We start from the raw sequence: 18,455 nt of genomic DNA on the forward strand, positions 1-18,455 counted from the left end.
TAGAGCTTATAGAAAAGAGGCTATACGCAAAAATAGGTGTCTGTTCCATTATATTTGTGTTTATCAAGAATGTTTAATTTACCACTTCAGCCAAATTTTTCGTATGAATTGGATTTGCAAAGCCAAGGTTTTTTTCATATAGTGGGTGTTGATGAAGTAGGACGTGGACCTCTCGCTGGTCCTGTTGTAACAGCAGCCGTTGTTTTGGATAAAGATCATATTCCTGAAGGGCTGAATGATTCAAAAAAGCTTTCTATTTTACAACGTGAAAAACTGTACGATGAAATTTTGCGAAATGCATTAGCGGTTTCACTTGCTAGTCTTTGTGCCCATACGATAGACCAGTCTAATATTAGAAAAGCAACTTTGGAAGCGATGCGTCGCTGTATTATAGGGCTAGCAATTCCAATCCATTATGCACTGATTGATGGACGTGATATTCCCTCTGAATTACCATGTCCAGCAGCTGCTTTGATTAAAGGTGATCAACGTTCGGTTTCAATTGCAGCAGCATCTATTATTGCTAAAGTAACACGGGATAGGATGATGGAATGTGCGGGACAGGTTTATAAGGATTATGGTTTAGAGAAGCACGTAGGTTATGCAACGCTAGCACATCGCGTAGCTCTTAATAAATATGGACCAGTTGTAGGATTACATCGTTATAGTTTTTCACCACTCAAAGAAAACTATAGGGATGATGTGTCATGACAATTTTGCCTCTTAATAGTAGTTCGATAAAGGAGGCCGTTGCACTTCTTGAACAAGGGAGGTTAGTAGCACTGCCGACAGAAACTGTTTACGGATTGGCGGGTGATGCAACCAATGGGAGGGCAGTCTCTTCTATTTTTTCTACAAAGAATCGCCCTCAATTTAATCCTTTGATTGCTCATGTAAGTGGTATCAAAATGGCAGAACGCTACGTCGACATTGATGTTGTTTCACGTAGATTGATGGAGGCATTTTGGCCAGGCCCAGTGACATTTGTCTTACCTTTAAAGGCACATCATGATATTCATCCTTTAACCACTTCGGGTTTGAATACATTGGCTGTTCGTTTTCCAGATAGTCGTTTTGCAGAAGTTGTACAATGTTTTGGTCGTCCTCTCGCTGCTCCGAGTGCAAATCAGTCGGGACGTCTTAGCCCGACTTCTGCTGAAGCTGTTTTAGAATCTTTAGGGAGATCTGTTCCTCTGATACTTGACGGAGGACCTTCTAAAATAGGACTTGAGTCAACAATTATTAAAATATGTGGTGAAAGTATTTATCTTTTGCGTCCTGGAGGACTTTCGGTTGAAGAGATTGAGAAAATTGCTGGAAAATCGCTAAAACGGATAGATCAGCGGGCTGCGATTGAGGCACCAGGGATGTTAAAATCGCATTATGCACCCAATGCTGTAATTCGTTTGAATGTACAAAAGGTGGAGAGTGGTGAAGCGCTTTTAGCATTTGGTCCCAAACGTATTATGGGTATTGAAAATGCTGTTTCTATTTTAAATCTAAGCGAGAGTGGACAGTTGGAAGAGGCTGCCTCTCATTTATTTGAATACATGAAGAAATTGGATTCATATAAAGTGAGATCTATCGCGGTAGAACCTATTCCATCATACGGATTAGGTGAGGCGATTAATGATCGTCTTATACGTGCTGCGGCTCCAAGGAAGAAATGAAGATGGAGCAGGCGTTAATTGAAAGATTTAGAAAAATTGTTGGCACTGCGCACGCTATAACAGATCAAGCGCTGATTGCCCCCTATTTGCTTGAAGAACGCGGACTTTTTCATGGAAAAACTCCATTACTTTTACGTCCGTCTTCTAGTGAAGAGATATCGTCAATTATGCAATTAGCCAGTCAAACGCGCACACCAATTGTGCCTCAAGGAGGAAATACAGGTCTTGTGGGTGGTCAACAACCAGATGAGAGTGGGAAGGGCGTTCTTTTATCCATGGAAAGATTGAACAAGATAAGATGTATAAATCTTGAGGGTAATTTTGCCGTGGTAGAGGCTGGTGTTATTTTACAGGATTTACAGAAAAAAGCAGATGAATCAGGTCGTTTTTTCCCTCTTTCTTTGGCTTCAGAAGGTTCTTGCCAGATAGGGGGAAACCTTTCATCTAATGCTGGAGGGACAGCTGTTTTAGCTTATGGTAATATGCGTGAACTTTGTCTTGGCTTGGAAGTTGTTTTACCTGATGGCCGTATTTTGGATGATTTGCGTTTTGTCAAAAAAGACAATAGCGGTTATGATTTGAAAAATCTTTTTATTGGTGCAGAAGGTACTTTAGGAATTATAACAGCAGCAGTTTTAAAGCTTTTTCCAAGGCCCAAAGGAAAAGCAGTTGCTTTGGTGGGGTTACGTAGTCCAGCTAAAGCTCTTGAGTTTTTATCTCTTTCTCAATGTCATGGAGGGGAGATGTTAACAGGCTTTGAGCTTATGGGACAACTGAGCTTACAAATGGCTTTAGACTATAAGAAGTATGAAAGATCGCCTTTTGAGCATAAGCATGAATGGTATGTATTAATCAATATTTCGTCATTACAAGGTGATGATGAGGCACTATCAGTGCTCAGTATTATTTTAGAAGAATCTTTAAAAAATGCTGTGATAGAGGATGCAGTTATTGCACAATCATTAAAGCAGCAAGATTTTTTTTGGCAATTGCGTGAAAGTATATCATTTGCACAAAAGTTAGCAGGAGGGTCTATTAAGCACGATATTGCGGTGCCTCTTGCTGCTATTCCTGATTTTATTGCTGAAGCAGCACGGATTGTTGAAGAAATTGCTCCAGGAGCACGGGTGGTTTGTTTTGGTCATATGGGTGATGGAAATTTGCATTATAATGTCACCCAACCTGTAGGAGCTGATCCTGCAGCGTTTTTGCAGTTATGGTCACGAATGAATCATCATATTCATAATTTAGTGGTGTACTATCAGGGTGCTTTTTCTGCTGAGCATGGAATTGGTCAATTAAAGCGTGAGGAACTTCGCACTTTCAAATCACCTGTTGCCTTGGATATTATGCAAGGGATTAAGAAAATTCTCGACCCTTTAGGGATTATGAATCCTGGAAAAATATTATAATTCAAAGAGAGATGAATTTTATTGCGTGTTTTTGTTTAGATTTTAATAACCAAAAAAGAAACCAGTTGTTTTTTATTCAATCTTTTAATAATCCAGTGGGAAAAAGCTGTTAAAGGGGGTGTAGTATTAAAATAAATTGGGACACTATATATGGCTAATCAATGCTTTAATCAGGCAAAAGCGGTGCTTGAATTTCGGTTAGATCCGTGCCATTTGCCACAAACGACGACATATTCCTCCTCAAAAACGGGCAATCAAATAATTTGTTCGTTAAGTGAGCGTGGTGTTTTTTTTAAAACCGATACTCCCTCAAGCTTGTCACATTTAGTACCCTCTTATTATTTCAAAGGTATTGCGGCACGTACTGTAAAAACACGTTCAGGAGAGAGAGCCGTTGCATTAGAGTTATTTCATACAGATAAAGAATTTTGCATCCCACTTTTAGTTTCTCGAGATTTAAATAATGTTCTTCTGGATTGGCGATTATGGGCGGATATTTATGATCTTCCTATGCTTATGATTGATGAAGATAATCGCATTATGGTTGTTAAAGATCGCTCTGATTTACGTCGTTTTTTGGGGACAACACTGCATTCTAAACAAAAGCGTTTTTTACTTCGTTATAGCAATCCCTTGGGTTTGCGTCTGGTGATCGGAAATCGAGTTGCTTTACAATAACAGGGATTTTAAAGCTTGGGCAAGCAAATGAATTTTAAATAAATATGCAAAGAGAACTGCATGGATACAGATCACACTTTCATAATCAGAATCTTTTTGTTTTGCCTACTTTGTAATAGGCATGAATAGCTTATTTATGCGCTTTATTTTTTACAGGAAAGTTCGATATTTTTTTAATCGCGAGAAATATAAGATAGTGAGCAGATTTACGCATCATGTTATCACGATCAAATTTAAATTATAAAAAACTTCTCGAAGGATTTAATTTTCTCGTGCAACGGCTCTCCATCCAATATCGCGGCGGACAAATCCTTCTGGCCAATCAATAGAATCGACAGCTTCATAGGCACGTTTTTGAGCTTGCGTAACGGTTTCTCCTGTTGCCGTTATATTTAAAACGCGTCCACCATGAGCAATGAGTTTTCCATTGTATAATGCTGTGCCAGCTTGAAAAACTTTCACATTAGGGAGATCCTTTACCTGATCAAGATTGCGGATAACCGTACCTTTTTGAGGAGAGTCTGGATAACCTTTGGCAGCCATAACAACAGTTAAAGCAGTTTTTTTAGACCATTGAAGGGGTTTTTGCTCCAGATTTCCTTGAGCTGCGGCAAGAAGAAGCGGAAGAATATCCTCTTTGAGACGCATCATTAAAACCTGACATTCAGGATCACCAAACCGTACGTTAAATTCAATGAGTTCAGGTCCTTTTTTCGTTATCATCAATCCGACAAAGAGGATACCTTTAAAAGGAGATCCCATTGCATTCATGCTGTAGAGAATTGGTTCGACAATTTCTTTGAGAGTACGATGAACCATTTCCGGTGTCATGATAGGAGCTGGTGAATAAGCTCCCATGCCACCAGTATTTGCTCCTGTATCACCATCACCCACACGTTTATGATCTTGTGCAGATCCAAAGGGAAGAGCAGTTTTACCATCACAAAGACAAAAGAAGCTCGCTTCTTCACCTTCAAGAAAAGATTCTACAACAATTTTTTTTTCTACATTACCAAAGGCATTTTTGAAGCAGGCATCAACGGCGTTAAATGCTTCTTCCATAGTTGTTGCAACAACAACACCTTTCCCAGCAGCTAAGGCATCGTCTTTAATAACAATAGGAACACCTTGTTGACGAATATAGGCTTTGGCTTTTACAGCATCATTAAAACATTGGTAGGATGCTGTAGGAATGTTATTCTTATGGCAGAGGTCTTTTGTAAAAGCTTTTGAACCTTCTAGCTGAGCAGCTTTTTGAGTCGGTCCAAATACACATATGTGAGCGTTGTTAAGGGAGTCTGTTATACCAGCAACGAGTGGTGCTTCTGGTCCAACAACGACCAAGTCAATAGAATGGGTTTTACAAAAGTTAATAACGAGAGAGTGATCATTAATGTTCAAATCAATATTTTCACCCAGTTCCATTGTTGCAGGATTTCCAGGAGCACAATATAATTTTGTTAGCAGTGGTGAAGCTGCTATTTTCCATGCTAAAGCGTGTTCGCGTCCACCTGAGCCGATAAGAAGGATGTTCATTGTTTGCTCCTATCATAGAAGATGATTAAATACGTTTTCTTGTCATAAGAATGAAATGTCTGTATCGCAAGACTAAAGGTAAAACTATTTGATGAAAAAAAATAAAAATATTACACATATTCAATCTCCTGAGAAACAGGGGCGTGTGATGGATGCATCCTCTAAACAATGGGTTTATTATTTTCTACCATCTTCTTTATGGTTTTATGCTCAATTGGCACGTTGGGATCGACCTATTGGCTGGCAGTTGTTGATGTGGCCTTGTTTTTGGTCAACAACAATGGCTTTTGTCTCTTATGAAATGCATAAATTGCCTTTTTTAACCATGCTCTTTCATTGGTTCTGGTATCTTTTTCTTTTTTTCCTAGGATCTATAGCTATGCGGGGTGCAGGGTGTACTTGGAACGATCTTATAGATCATAAAATTGATTCTCAGGTAGAAAGAACACGCTCTCGACCATTGCCGACAGGGCATGTGAGTCGGTTTCAAGCAAAAGTTTTTATATTGGTGCAATGTTTGGTTGGTTTAGGTGTTTTATCGCAATTTAATAGATACAGTTTTTTTCTAGGGATCTCATCACTGATAGCAGTTGCGGTATATCCTTTTATGAAACGTATAACATATTGGCCGCAGTTTTTTCTAGGTGTTGCATTTAATTGGGGAGCATTAATGGGGTGGGCAGTTGTGTGTGGGAGTTTGAGTTGGGCACCAATTTCACTTTATGTAGGATCTATCTTATGGACGATAGGGTATGATACAATTTACGCGCATCAAGATAAGGAGGATGACGCTACTGTTGGTGTAGGTTCCACGGCACTTCTTTTTGGTAAAGGCACGAAACGTGCTCTGGTATTTTTGTATAGTGGTTTTGTGATTTTCATCAGCCTAGCATTTTATTTGGCACAGGTTCCTCTTCTCAGCTTTTTGGGTGTTATTATTGCAAGTATTCACATGTTTATTCAAATTAAAACCCTTGATATAGATGACAATTCACAATGCTTAAAGCTTTTTAAGTCTAATTCATTTATTGGTTTTGCGGTTTTTGTTGGTTTAATATGCGGTGGTATATGGATGATATTTCATCCTGTTATTTAACAATAGGAGTGAGGATATCCTCATTTTAATCACTCTTGCTTGAATCCAAATTCTGCATTTCCATTTATGTCCTCAAAGTTGAAATGCGCAAAATTATTTTTCCTTTTCTCTGCTCTGTTTTTAATATTGCTGATTACTTTAATAAAGGATTTCTAAAACGGCTTTGTACTCGGATGGACGCATAATTATAACTTGTTTACAAGCGGAACAGGATGCATAAGATTGTTATCAATCAAATCTTCATGGTGAAGATTTTAACTCTCCAGTTTAAACTGAATTCAACGCTTTCCTCGTTTGTTTGCAAAGAGTTGTTTAATCATTAAGAAGACAGAGTTTTATATTTTAAATTTTGAAGAATTAGGGGTAGAGTTTTTGCCTTTGCCAATCGTCATGTTCAACAGAATCGCGTGTAAAGAGTAGGCGATCATGTAGACGAAAGGGGCGATCCCGCCAGAATTCGATAGAAAGGGGTTTAACACGGAATCCAGACCAATAAGGTGGGCGTGGAATATTTCCTACCGCATAACGTGTAGTATACTGAGCAATTGCTTTTTCGAGGACAAAACGGTTTTCTAATGGTCGAGATTGTTTAGATGCCCATGCACCAATTCGACTACCCCGTGGTCGCGATTGGAAATATGCATCTGCTTCTTGAGGACTGACTTTTTCAACAATTCCCCGAATTCTAATTTGACGACGTAGCGATTTCCAATGAAAACCTAAGGATGCTTTCATTGATTTTAAAATTTCTTGTCCTTTGCAACTTTCATAGTTTGTATAGAAGACGAAACCTTGAGGACTGTAATCTTTGAGAAGAACCATACGAACATTAGGCAAGCCCGTTTCATCAACTGTTGCGAGTGCCATAGCATTGGGATCATTTATTTCACGCACTGTTGCTTCTTCAAGCCATTTTGTAAAAAGTGCAAAAGGTTTTTGCATTTGCATAAAACCATCGTCTTTTTTTACTTTATCGTTCATAATAACTCCGAGTTTCAGTGAGCATAGTGGCAAGCTCTTTAATTTACATTGTTGCCAAGAAATAAAATGCTATTTTTTCTTCTTAAAAAAAACAGCACCACCATGTACCCTTATGATATCTTAATCATTTTTGTTTCTAGTATAAATGCAATAAGTTATAAAATAAAATATCTCTATTATCTGGTATTTTGGTCTCTTTATAGACATATAAAGAGAGAAAAAGTTATTCTTGAGAGTAGTTTGATAAAGCTGTGAGAGATATTAACAACATACCAGTTTTGATATTTGCAAAACGAAAAAATTGAAAAGAGGGCAATATGCGTGATCCGTACGCAATTCTGGGTGTGTCACGTACCGCAAGACCGCAAGAGATTAAATCGGCATTTAGGAAATTAGCAAAGAAATATCATCCAGACCACAATAAGGATGATGTAAAGGCTAAAGAAAAGTTTTCTGAAATTAATCAAGCTTATGAAATTATAGGTGATAAAGACAAAAAAGCCCAATTTGACCGCGGTGAAATTGATATGGAAGGAAAACCGCTTTATCAAGCTTATGGTGCTGGTGAAAACTTTGGCAATAGTCACAATCCTTTTTCTGGAGGGGCGAAAGGTTTTGATTTTAGCTCTTCGGGCGGTGCAGGTTTTGATGCAAGTGATATTTTTCGCGATTTGTTTGGTAGAGGAGGGAGCTTTTCAAATTCTAGACAATATACGCATTCTCAACAGGGTACTCATGTTCGTGCCAATCTTGCCATAACATTGGAGCAGATGGTTGGAGCAGAAAAGGTGGAAGCTGTTTTTCCTAATGGAAAAAAGTTAAAAATTAAATTACCAGATTACGTTGAAGATGGACAAACTATTCGTTTAAAAGGCCAAGGAGAAGAGGTGCCTTTTGGGCAAGCAGGAGATGCGTTGATAACCATTCAGATTCAAAAACATCCTCGTTTTCGAGTTGAAGGAAGGGCTCTCCATCTTGATTTACCTGTTTCGCTTCAACATGCTGTTTTGGGAGCAAAAGAAGAAGTTGAAACTTTGGAAGGGCGTGTAGTTTTAACCCTTCCCGCTTGGTCAAGTTCTGATCGTGTTTTACGGTTGAAAGGAAAAGGTCTTCGTTTAAAAAATGGCACAAGAGACGATCTTTATGTGCATGTTCGTATCATGTTACCGGAAGGTGGAGATGCTGCGTTAGAACAATTCTTGCAAATGCAAAAAGGTTAATTTTTGAATGAGATGTAAAGCGTAGTTTTTGTTTTGATTTTAAACCAATTGCTTGAAGAAAAAGTTGACCTATGCCATAGGCAGGTAAATAATATTAATTTTTAAGTAACAATGGGGCAATGCTAATGGCTAAGGGTAATGGTTTATTGTACGGCAAGCGTGGTTTAATTTTGGGATTGGCTAATAATCGCTCTATCGCTTGGGGAATAGCTAAAGCGGCGAGTAGTGCGGGGGCTGAGCTTGCCTTTACCTATCAGGGTGAGGCGATGAGAAAGCGTGTGGAACCTTTGGCTGAAGAAGTAAGTGGGATTGTTTGTGGTCATTGCGATGTTTCTGACAGTGAATCGATTGATACAGTTTTTAAAGTAATAGAGAAGAAATGGGGTAAACTCGATTTTCTAGTTCATGCTATTGGTTTTTCTGATAAAGATGAGTTAAGCGGTCGTTATATTGATATTAGCGAATCAAATTTTATGATGACCATGAATATTTCCGTTTATTCCTTAACGGCTTTAGCCAAACGTGCAGAGAAATTAATGTCAGATGGTGGTTCAATTTTAACACTGAGCTATTATGGTGCAGAAAAGGTTGTTCCCAATTATAATGTGATGGGAGTTGCAAAAGCAGCTCTTGAAGCTAGCGTGAAATATCTAGCAGTGGATTTAGGTCCTCAGCATATTCGTGTTAATGCTATATCTGCTGGTCCGATTAAAACATTAGCCGCTTCTGGCATTGGTGATTTCCGTTATATTTTAAAATGGAATGAATATAACGCTCCTTTACGTCGTACGGTGACAATTGAAGAAGTAGGTGATTCTGCTCTTTATTTTCTTTCAGATTTGTCTCGTTCTGTTACGGGTGAAGTGCATCATGTGGATTCAGGTTATAATGTCATAGGCATGAAAGCTGTTGATGCCCCAGATATTTCCGTCGTTAAAGAATAAAGTTTGGTTTATAAAACTTTACTCAACAGCGGTAATTTGACCGAATTTAAAACGGCCAAGGGTATTTTTAAAGAGAGGTTGTTTTATACAACTTAATAAAAGTTGTTGTTGCGTATATTTGACGAAGAAACGGATCATTTTTCATGTCGCATAATACATTTGGTCATTTGTTTCGTGTAACAACATGGGGTGAAAGTCATGGCACTGCTCTTGGGTGTGTTATCGATGGTTGTCCTCCGGGAATTATTTTTACGCTTGCAGAGATCCAAGCTTATCTTGATAAGCGCCGACCGGGACAAAGCAAATATACAACGCAGCGGCAAGAACCAGACCAAGTAGAAGTGCTTTCAGGTGTTGTTGTTCAGGATGATGGAACGACATTGGTGACAACAGGGACTCCAATTTCTCTGTTGTTTCAAAATACGGATCAGCGATCGAAAGATTATGGTTCGATTGCCCATCAGTATCGCCCTGGTCATGCAGATTATACTTATGATGTTAAATATGGCATTCGTGATTTTCGAGGTGGTGGGCGTGCTTCAGCGCGTGAGACGGTAGCACGTGTTGCCGCAGGTGCGCTTGCACGTAAAATTGTTCCTGATTTGATTGTACGGGGAGCTGTCATAGCCATTGGTTCTCATACGATTAATCGTGATCGTTGGAACTGGACAGAGGTTGATAACAATCCTTTTTTTACACCTGATGTAGAGATGGTACAGGTTTTTAGTGATTACATAGATAGAATACGCAAAGAGGGGTCATCTGTTGGTGCTGTTGTTGAAATTATTGCAGAAAATGTTCCTGCAGGTTTAGGAGCACCTGTTTATGCAAAACTTGATCAAGACATTGCTTCACTACTTATGTCGATTAATGCAGTGAAAGGTGTTGAAATAGGGGATGGTTTTGCAGCAGCTCGTCTGACAGGAGAAGAAAATGCAGATGAAATGCGGATGGGCAGTGATGGAAAGCCACTTTTTTTATCCAATCATGCGGGCGGTATTTTAGGTGGAATATCGAGTGGGCAGCCAATAGTTGCACGTTTTGCTGTGAAGCCTACTTCATCAATTTTAACACCTCGTCGTTCCATTGATGTTGATGGTCATGATGTAAAGGTTATAACGAAGGGACGTCATGACCCCTGTGTTGGGATTCGTGCGGTTCCTGTTGGTGAAGCGATGGTTGCTTGTGCTATTGCTGACCATTATTTAAGACATCGCGGTCAGGTTGGGAGCTTTGAGAGGTAAGTAATGGCGTATGATGAGAACAAAATTGTTTCTGCACTTCAAGCTTTTGAACGCGGTGAAATTGTTGTGGTTACCGATGATGATGACCGTGAAAATGAAGGTGATTTAATTGTTGCTGCTGTCCATTGTACAGAAGAAAAGATGGCATTTATCATTCGTCATACAACGGGTATTATTTGTGCCCCTCTACCCAAAGAAGAAGCCCAACGGTTTAATCTTGTTCCTATGGTGCCAGATAATAATTCAGCGCATCGTACCCAGTTTACTGTTACTGTCGATTTTAAACATGGGATAACAACGGGGATTTCAGCGCATGACCGTACATTAGCGGTGCGTAATCTTGCAAATTCAAATGCCGGTCCGAACGATTTTGTCCGTCCAGGACATATTTTTCCTTTGATTGCACATGAAGGAGGAGTTCTCATGCGTTCAGGACACACCGAGGCAGCTGTTGATTTATGTAAATTGGTTGGTTTGCCGCCAGTTGGTGTTATCGGTGAGTTGGTCAATGATGATGGGAGCGTTAAACATGGAGATGAGATTACAAAATTTGCACAAGATAATCGTTTGCATATCATAACGGTTGCAGATTTAATTGCTTATCGCCAGCGTAAAGAAATGTTGATCAGGCATGTTGGAGAAATGCATATTGAGACATCGGTAGGTCCCGCTGTTGTTCAAAGTTATCAACTTCCTTGGGAAACAGTTCAGCATGTTGCAATTGTTTTTGGTGAAATCCGTGACGGTGTAGATATTCCTGTGCGGTTGCACCGTGAAAACGTTATAAATGATGTTTTTTGTCAATCTTCAGAGATTATGGCTATCATACAACGCATGATGGAACGAGAAAAGCGTGGAGTGTTTGTTTATTTGCGTGAAGGATCTGTTGGTGTACAATCAGCTATTGGCATTCAGGAGATGGTTAAAGAAGGTTCAGAAAACCACATGCAGGCAATTAAACGTGAAGAAGAATGGCGCCAAATTGGTTTAGGATCACAAATTTTAAAACATTTGGGAATTCGTTCTGTTATTGTATATGCTTCTAGAGAGCGCCATTATGTAGGTTTAGAAGGTTTTGGAATTCGTATATCCAGAACAGACATCTTGTGAGGATCGCATGAAACAAGAGATAAACAAGGGGGATATTACGGCTTTAAGTTTTGAGGAAGCGCTTAAGCAACTTGAAGTGATTGTCGAGAATTTGGAACGCGGAGATATTCCTTTAGAACAATCAATTGATATTTATGAACGTGGTGAATCTCTTAAAAAACACTGCGAGAAACTTTTGAAAGTCGCTGAAGCTAAAGTTGAGAAAATTCAGCTTTCAGAGGGAGGATCTCCAGAAGGAGTAGAGCTTCTTGATTCTGAATAATATTAAGTAATTTTGGGATATTTATTGCAAGAGAGGAAAGCAGTGTCTTATTTAAAAGGAACGAATTTTATCAGTTTCTTTTTTATGAAATAAGCTAAAAGTAGGAAAAACCATAAATCATCACCAGTAGAGAACATTTTTCAGTAACAATATGCAAAATTATATATAGAAGAGGGGAGGAAGTCTATTCTTACTATTTTGCTTTCTTGATGCGATAATATTAAGGAGTTTTTTTTGTCTCAGGTCTTAACGCCATTGCTTGATCGTATTTGTGTACCGCATGATTTGCGGTCATTGCCTGAGTCTGATTTGGTAAAATTAGCCGATGAGTTGCGGACGGAAACAATTGATGCAGTTTCCGTAACGGGTGGTCATCTTGGTGCAGGACTTGGTGTTATTGAGCTCACGGTTGCATTGCATTATGTTTTTAATACACCTGAGGATAGGATTATTTGGGATGTTGGTCATCAAGCTTATCCGCATAAAATTTTAACAGGGCGTAGAGATAGAATTCGCACATTACGTCAAGAGGGGGGATTATCAGGTTTTACGAAGCGTTCAGAAAGTGTGTATGATCCATTTGGCGCAGGTCATTCTTCTACTTCTATTTCAGCTGGACTTGGTATGGCGGTGGCTAGTGCTTTAAAAGCAGAGGAAAAGCGGAATATCATTGCTGTGATTGGTGATGGTGCTATGTCTGCTGGTATGGCTTATGAAGCGATGAATAATGCGGGTGCTTTGAATGCACGTTTGATTGTTGTTCTTAATGATAATGATATGTCTATTGCACCACCTACAGGTGCTATGAGTGCTCATCTTGCACGATTGGTTTCTCGTCCTGCTTACCGTAGTTTGCGTGAACGGATCAAGGTACTAGGCGAAAAATTGCCCAAGTTCTTTTTAGATAAAGCACGTCTTTCAGAAGAATTTGCACGTGGTTTTTTGGTTGGAGGAACTTTATTTGAAGAGCTTGGTTTTTATTATGTTGGTCCAATAGATGGACACAATTTAAAGCATTTATTACCTGTTTTGAAAAATGTTCGTGAATATCCTCATGGGCCTGTTTTGGTACATGTGGTTACGCATAAAGGAAAGGGATATGCACCTGCAGAAGCGTCATCTGATAAATATCACGGTGTTAATCGTTTTAATATTATAACAGGTCAACAGGTTAAAGCGCAAAGCAGTGTTCTCCCCTATACTAAGGTATTTTCTAAGGCTTTAATAGAAGAAGCTAGTCATGATGACAAGATTGTGGGTATAACAGCAGCAATGCCCACGGGGACAGGACTTGATGCTTTTGCTAAAAAATTTCCTGAAAGAATGTTTGATGTCGGCATTGCTGAGCAGCATGCGGTCACTTTTGCTGCTGGCATTGCTTGTGAAGGGTATAAGCCTTTTGTTGCAATTTATTCTACTTTTTTACAGCGTGCTTATGATCAGATTATTCATGATGTATCAATTCAAAAATTACCTGTGCGTTTTGCGATTGATCGAGCAGGCTTTGTGGGGGCAGATGGTGCGACGCACGCTGGTAGTTTTGATATTGTTTTTTTGACCACTCTTCCTGAATTTGTTGTTATGGCGCCGTCTGATGAAGTCGAGCTGATGCATATGGTGCGTACTGCTGCAGCTTATGATCAGGGTCCACTTTCTTTTCGTTATCCGCGTGGTGAAGGTGTTGGCATGGATTTACCGCAGCGCGGTGAGTTATTAGAGATTGGAAAAGGGCGTGTTCTGTGTGAAGGTAACAGGATAGCTTTAGTGTGTTTTGGAACACGGATGTCAGAAGTATTAGTAGCTGCTGAGGAGTTGCTTGCGGAAGGATTATCTACGACGGTTGCAGATGCACGGTTTGCAAAGCCTTTGGATAAGGATTTGATGCGTCGTTTAGCACGTGAGCATGAAGTATTAGTGACAATTGAAGAGGGTGCAATAGGTGGATTTGGAGCGCACTTATTACAATTTTTGGCGCAAGAAGGGCTTTTAGATCATGGTTTGAAAGTTCGCACATTAAAACTTCCTGATGAATATTTAAGCCATGGTTCACCAGAGAAAGTTCTTTCTCGTGTAGGACTTGATGCTGTTGGTATTATCAACACGGTTTTTACTGCTTTAGGACGCAAGATTCGAACAGTGCAGAAATTTCGAGTATGAGATGGCTGTTAGGAAAAGACTTGATGTTCTTTTAGTTGAAAAAAACTTTTTTACGACACGCTCACGAGCGCGTGATGCTATTATGCGCCAAACTGTTAAGGTTGATGGTAAAGCAGTTTTTAAAGCTGGGCAAATCATTCCTGATGATGCAGAAATTGTCGTTTGTGATCCAGCACAGAATTATGTTTCACGTGCAGCGTTAAAATTGATTTGTGCACTTGATGCTTTTCCAATTATAACAGACCAAGTGACTGCCATTGATATTGGTGCATCAACAGGCGGTTTTACACAAGTTCTCTTAGAACGTGGAGCAGCTCATGTTATTGCGGTTGATGTTGGTCATCATCAATTGGATGTGCGTTTATTGAGCAACAGTGCGATAACCTTATTAGAAGGTTTAAATGTTAGAGATTTGAAACAAGAACATTTAGGAGGACGCGAAATTGATCTCATCGTTTCAGACGTCAGCTTTATTTCTCTTAAACTTGCATTACCTCCTGTTTTGTCTTTAGCCAAAAAGGGAGCTCAAGCCATTTTATTAGTAAAGCCTCAATTTGAAGTTGGTCGACAAGCTCTTGGCAAGGGGGGAGTATTAAAAGATCCATTAATGGCGAAGGAAAGTGCTGAAAGACTTTTTAATTGGTTAAACACACAAAGAGGGTGGATTGCAAAAGGTTTGCTTCCTTCACCTATTGCAGGTGGTGATGGTAATTTAGAATATTTGTTATTTGGAGAAAAAAAAAAGTGAATGACAATGTCATAATCGACTATATGGGGATGAATGGTCATGGTGTTGTCAAAACATTACATGGTTTGGTTTATGTTCCTTTTACTTTACCAGGAGAGCGTGTTGAAATCACCATTCATGGAAAATATGCTACTCTCAGAGCATTAAAGGAAAAATCATCAGAACGCATTGATGCTCTTTGCCAGCATTTTGGAGAATGTGGGGGGTGTGCACTTCAGCATTGGCATCCTGATGTTTATCGCGAATGGAAACGACAATTGGTTGTTGATGCGCTTAAAGAGTATGGGATTGATGTTGCCGTTTCTCCTTTAATCGAATGTAAGCCCCATAGCCGACGGAGAATGACTTTAACAGCATTTATGACTCCACAAGGTCAGAGAGTTGGTTTTAATCGTTACCTCTCTCATGAGATTGTAGCTCTTGAGGAATGTCCAGTAAGCCGACCAGAGCTTATATCTAAGCTAAATGATATCAGGATTCTTTGTGCTTGTTTAAGCAATTATGCTAAACGGTTTCATATCACGATCACACTTGTTGAAAATGGTTTTGATGTTGCTTTAAGTGGTTGTGCTATACACAATGAGTCAATTCGTCAGAAAATGGTACGTATAGCTCTTTTGTGTGGAATTACGCGTCTGTCAGTTGAAGGGGAAGTTCTAGTTGAACAAGAAAAACCATTGATTTATTTCGGAGATGTCTGTGTTGAATTTCCGGCTGGTGGATTTCTCCAAGCGACTTTTGAAGCAGAAAATATGATGGGCAATATTATTTTGTCCCATTTAAAAAAAGCAAAAAATGCTCTTGATTTATTTTCTGGGGTAGGAACATTTACATTCCGCATGGCGAGAAAGATGAATGTCCATGCAGTGGAAAATGATGAGCGAGCGTTAGCAAATTTAGATTCTGCTGCACGTTTTGCAACGGGATTAAAAACAGTAACTTGTGAGAAACGCGACCTTTTCCGTCGTCCACTTTCTGTGAAGGAACTTGAATGTTTTGAGTGTGTTGTTTTTGATCCTCCACGTGCTGGTGCAGAACAACAAGTACGTGAATTGGCAAAAACAACAATACCTCGTGTCGTGGCGATTTCATGCAATCCTATTACATTTGCGCGTGATTTATCTCTTCTTGTAGCAGGTGGTTATACAGTAGAAAAAATCATACCAATTGACCAATTTTTATGGTCACCCCATGTTGAAATTGTTGCACTTTTGAGCAAACGCAAAGCAAAGGCAAGCTGGAAACTTTAGCCTCAATTGAAGAGTCTTTTGAATCTTATTGAGATTTTTATAATGAGTTGATTGAGTATATTTTACGAAACTGCTGTTCCACCAATTGTCATATTATTAATTCGCAGATGAGGTTGCCCGACGCCAACAGGAACATTTTGTCCAGCTTTCCCGCACATACCGATACCATTATCAAGTTTGCTATCATTGCCAATCATTGTAATATGTTTCATGGCGTCTGGTCCGTTTCCGATAAGGGTTGCACCTTTAATAGGTGCTGTAATTTTGCCATTTTCTACTCTGTAAGCTTCAGTACATTCAAAGACGAATTTTCCAGAAGTGATATCAACTTGCCCTCCACCAAATGAAACAGCATAAATACCATTTTTTAATGAGGATAGAATTTCTTCAGGTGTTTTATCGCCTCCTAGCATGATCGTATTGGTCATCCGCGGTATTGGTGCATGTGCATAGGATTCACGCCGTCCATTTCCGGTTGGATTAACACCCATAAGACGGGCATTTAGCCTATCTTGCATGAAACCAATAAGTTTTCCATCTTCAATAAGAACGTTATATCCTGATGGGGTTCCTTCATCATCGACAGTGAGTGAGCCACGGCACTGAGGAATTGTACCATCATCAACAACTGTAACACCTTTTGCAGCAACTTGTTGGCCCAAAAGTCCAGCAAAGGCAGAGGTTTTTTTGCGGTTAAAGTCACCTTCCAAACCATGGCCTACAGCTTCATGGAGCATAACACCGGGCCATCCATTGGCTAAGACGACATCAAACGTTCCAGCTGGCGCTGCTTCTGCGTCTAAGTTTATGAGAGCCATACGCAAAGCTTCATCAGCAGCCTTTTTCCAGTTTTCTTCATGTATAAACTGGCTAAATGCTTGTCGCCCACCACATCCATAGAAGCCATTTTCACGCCGATTACCCTCAGCAGCAACTACAGATATAGACAGTCGTACAAGAGGACGAACATCACGAATCAAATGACCATCTGCGCGTAAAATTTCAACATGCTGGAGAGAACCGGAAAGAGAAACAGTCACTTGGTGCAACTTATCATTTTTTGCACGTAAATAGGCATCAATTGTTTGCAAAAGCGTACTTTTGTCTTCAAATGATGGTGCGTCAAGAGGATTATGGGGTTGATAGAGTCTTTTGTTTGTCTGTTGAGGTGCTACACTATAAGGTCCTGTGTGATTATTATAGGTAACAGCTTTAGCTGCTTCACTGGCACGTTTGAGTGCAGCAGCTGTTAATTCACTAGAATGCGCATATCCAGTAGCTTCTCCAGCAACCACGCGCAGACCAAATCCCATATCTTGATGAAATGAGCCATTTTTAAGCTGTCCATTATCAAATAAAAGTGTTTCACTTTCTGTATACTCAAGGTAAAGTTCTCCATCATCAGCATGATGAAGTGTTTCTTGTACAAGTGATTGCACTTTAGATGAAGCAATATCAAAATGGTCAATCAGTGATTTCATAGTGGTTATATCCTATTTTCATAGAGGATTGGAAAACTTCTAGTTATCTTTTTTAGAAGCTGTAGAGCGCGTTATGAGGTTTTAATTATTCAATATGCATAAATTTGTTAAGTTGGTAGAGTTGCATAAGCATCGCTAAGCCCTTTGAGATCAATGGCTCCTCCAATTGCTTGCTCAGGAGTTGTAAAAATAAAATAGGTTGCTATTTTACCTTTAAAAAAGAGCTGTAATATGTCTTTTTTAAGGACAGCTTCAGCAACACAATTATCACCAAGGCATCGGCGATATTCTACTCTTCCCATATTTTTATCGTCAATTTTGAGACCAACACCAGGACGTAACTCTACACGGATCGGAACAAACACACGCATCAAAGCTCCTTGATCTTTAGGGAGTTTATAAAATGTAACACGAAGAGTAATGTCATGACGATTTTGTGTGTGTACATTTTGGACAACTTCACATTGCATATTAGGTGTACCTGGTGGGAGAGAACAAACTTTTGTCCATGCACCGTAGGTTTGTGGGGCAGGAACACTTTGTACGCGAGATGTTTGTGCAAATGCAAGATGAGCAGAGATATTACAGAGTGCACAAAGAATAACACCAACAAAGAAAGTTTTTTTTAGCAATTTATAAAGTACCACAGAAAACCCTAACCGCATT

The 18,455-nt window shown here is 39.5% G+C and carries 17 protein-coding genes; 13 read left to right on the forward strand and 4 right to left on the reverse strand.

Annotation, left to right across the window (positions count from 1 at the left end; all coding sequences use genetic code 11):
* Positions 1 to 69: 69 nt before the first annotated feature.
* From ME1_RS05845 to ME1_RS05860, 4 genes are all read left to right on the forward strand, one after another.
* Positions 70 to 711: a ribonuclease HII gene (locus ME1_RS05845; protein ID WP_004864521.1), complete on the forward strand. Its 642-nt coding sequence runs from the start codon at positions 70 to 72 to the stop codon at positions 709 to 711.
* Positions 708 to 1,670, forward strand: a complete 963-nt coding sequence (locus tag ME1_RS05850; protein ID WP_004864523.1) for an L-threonylcarbamoyladenylate synthase — start codon at positions 708 to 710, stop codon at positions 1,668 to 1,670. The genes ME1_RS05845 and ME1_RS05850 overlap by 4 nt, the downstream gene beginning before the upstream one ends.
* 2 nt (positions 1,671 to 1,672) lie before the next feature.
* Positions 1,673 to 3,082, forward strand: coding sequence for an FAD-binding oxidoreductase (locus ME1_RS05855; protein WP_004864525.1), 1,410 nt, complete (start codon positions 1,673 to 1,675; stop codon positions 3,080 to 3,082).
* A 150-nt stretch (positions 3,083 to 3,232) separates the two neighbouring features.
* A complete protein-coding gene (locus tag ME1_RS05860; RefSeq protein ID WP_004864527.1) occupies positions 3,233 to 3,760 on the forward strand; it encodes a DUF6101 family protein in 528 nt (175 codons plus the stop codon).
* A gap of 261 nt (positions 3,761 to 4,021) precedes the next feature.
* Here ME1_RS05860 and purD read toward each other — a convergent pair whose 3' ends face one another.
* Positions 4,022 to 5,296, reverse strand: a complete 1,275-nt coding sequence (purD, locus tag ME1_RS05865; RefSeq protein ID WP_004864529.1) for a phosphoribosylamine--glycine ligase — start codon at positions 5,294 to 5,296, stop codon at positions 4,022 to 4,024.
* Between the two features lie 91 nt (positions 5,297 to 5,387).
* Here purD and ubiA point away from each other — a divergent pair, with 91 nt between their 5' ends.
* Complete coding sequence (gene ubiA, locus ME1_RS05870) at positions 5,388 to 6,392, forward strand: 4-hydroxybenzoate octaprenyltransferase (RefSeq protein WP_004864531.1); 1,005 nt, start codon at positions 5,388 to 5,390, stop codon at positions 6,390 to 6,392.
* Positions 6,393 to 6,749: 357 nt separating this feature from the next.
* Here the strand turns inward: ubiA and pdxH are convergent, their stop codons facing one another.
* Positions 6,750 to 7,373, reverse strand: coding sequence for a pyridoxamine 5'-phosphate oxidase (gene pdxH / locus ME1_RS05875; RefSeq protein ID WP_004864534.1), 624 nt, complete (start codon positions 7,371 to 7,373; stop codon positions 6,750 to 6,752).
* A 317-nt stretch (positions 7,374 to 7,690) separates the two neighbouring features.
* Between pdxH and ME1_RS05880 the strand changes: the two genes are divergently transcribed.
* The 8 genes from ME1_RS05880 (at position 7,691) to ME1_RS05915 (ending at position 16,308) form a co-directional block, all read left to right on the forward strand.
* The gene (locus ME1_RS05880) at positions 7,691 to 8,593 is read left to right on the forward strand and encodes a DnaJ C-terminal domain-containing protein (RefSeq protein WP_004864536.1); all 903 of its coding nucleotides are present in this window, start codon (positions 7,691 to 7,693) and stop codon (positions 8,591 to 8,593) included.
* 125 nt (positions 8,594 to 8,718) lie between these two features.
* The gene (gene fabI, locus ME1_RS05885) at positions 8,719 to 9,537 is read left to right on the forward strand and encodes an enoyl-ACP reductase FabI (RefSeq protein WP_004864537.1); all 819 of its coding nucleotides are present in this window, start codon (positions 8,719 to 8,721) and stop codon (positions 9,535 to 9,537) included.
* A gap of 143 nt (positions 9,538 to 9,680) precedes the next feature.
* Positions 9,681 to 10,781, forward strand: coding sequence for a chorismate synthase (gene aroC / locus ME1_RS05890; RefSeq protein ID WP_004864540.1), 1,101 nt, complete (start codon positions 9,681 to 9,683; stop codon positions 10,779 to 10,781).
* A 3-nt stretch (positions 10,782 to 10,784) separates the two neighbouring features.
* Positions 10,785 to 11,891, forward strand: a complete 1,107-nt coding sequence (gene ribB / locus ME1_RS05895; protein WP_004864541.1) for a 3,4-dihydroxy-2-butanone-4-phosphate synthase — start codon at positions 10,785 to 10,787, stop codon at positions 11,889 to 11,891.
* 7 nt (positions 11,892 to 11,898) lie between these two features.
* Complete coding sequence (locus tag ME1_RS05900) at positions 11,899 to 12,153, forward strand: exodeoxyribonuclease VII small subunit (protein ID WP_004864543.1); 255 nt, start codon at positions 11,899 to 11,901, stop codon at positions 12,151 to 12,153.
* Between the two features lie 234 nt (positions 12,154 to 12,387).
* On the forward strand, positions 12,388 to 14,310 hold the full coding sequence (dxs, locus tag ME1_RS05905) for a 1-deoxy-D-xylulose-5-phosphate synthase (RefSeq protein WP_004864545.1): 1,923 nt from the start codon (positions 12,388 to 12,390) through the stop codon (positions 14,308 to 14,310).
* Between the two features lies 1 nt (position 14,311).
* Positions 14,312 to 15,058, forward strand: coding sequence for a TlyA family RNA methyltransferase (locus tag ME1_RS05910; protein ID WP_004864546.1), 747 nt, complete (start codon positions 14,312 to 14,314; stop codon positions 15,056 to 15,058).
* Positions 15,055 to 16,308 (forward strand): class I SAM-dependent RNA methyltransferase, encoded by a 1,254-nt coding sequence (locus ME1_RS05915; protein ID WP_004864548.1) that lies wholly within the window; start codon positions 15,055 to 15,057, stop codon positions 16,306 to 16,308. The genes ME1_RS05910 and ME1_RS05915 overlap by 4 nt, the downstream gene beginning before the upstream one ends.
* Positions 16,309 to 16,370: 62 nt before the next feature.
* Here ME1_RS05915 and tldD read toward each other — a convergent pair whose 3' ends face one another.
* Together tldD and ME1_RS05925 are read right to left on the reverse strand one after the other, a co-directional pair.
* The gene (tldD, locus tag ME1_RS05920; protein ID WP_004864550.1) at positions 16,371 to 17,789 is read right to left on the reverse strand and encodes a metalloprotease TldD; all 1,419 of its coding nucleotides are present in this window, start codon (positions 17,787 to 17,789) and stop codon (positions 16,371 to 16,373) included.
* A gap of 107 nt (positions 17,790 to 17,896) precedes the next feature.
* Complete coding sequence (locus ME1_RS05925) at positions 17,897 to 18,454, reverse strand: invasion associated locus B family protein (RefSeq protein ID WP_004864552.1); 558 nt, start codon at positions 18,452 to 18,454, stop codon at positions 17,897 to 17,899.
* Position 18,455 lies beyond the last annotated feature (1 nt).

It is taken from the genome of Bartonella vinsonii subsp. arupensis OK-94-513, assembly GCF_000278235.1.
GTDB lineage: Bacteria > Pseudomonadota > Alphaproteobacteria > Rhizobiales > Rhizobiaceae > Bartonella > Bartonella arupensis.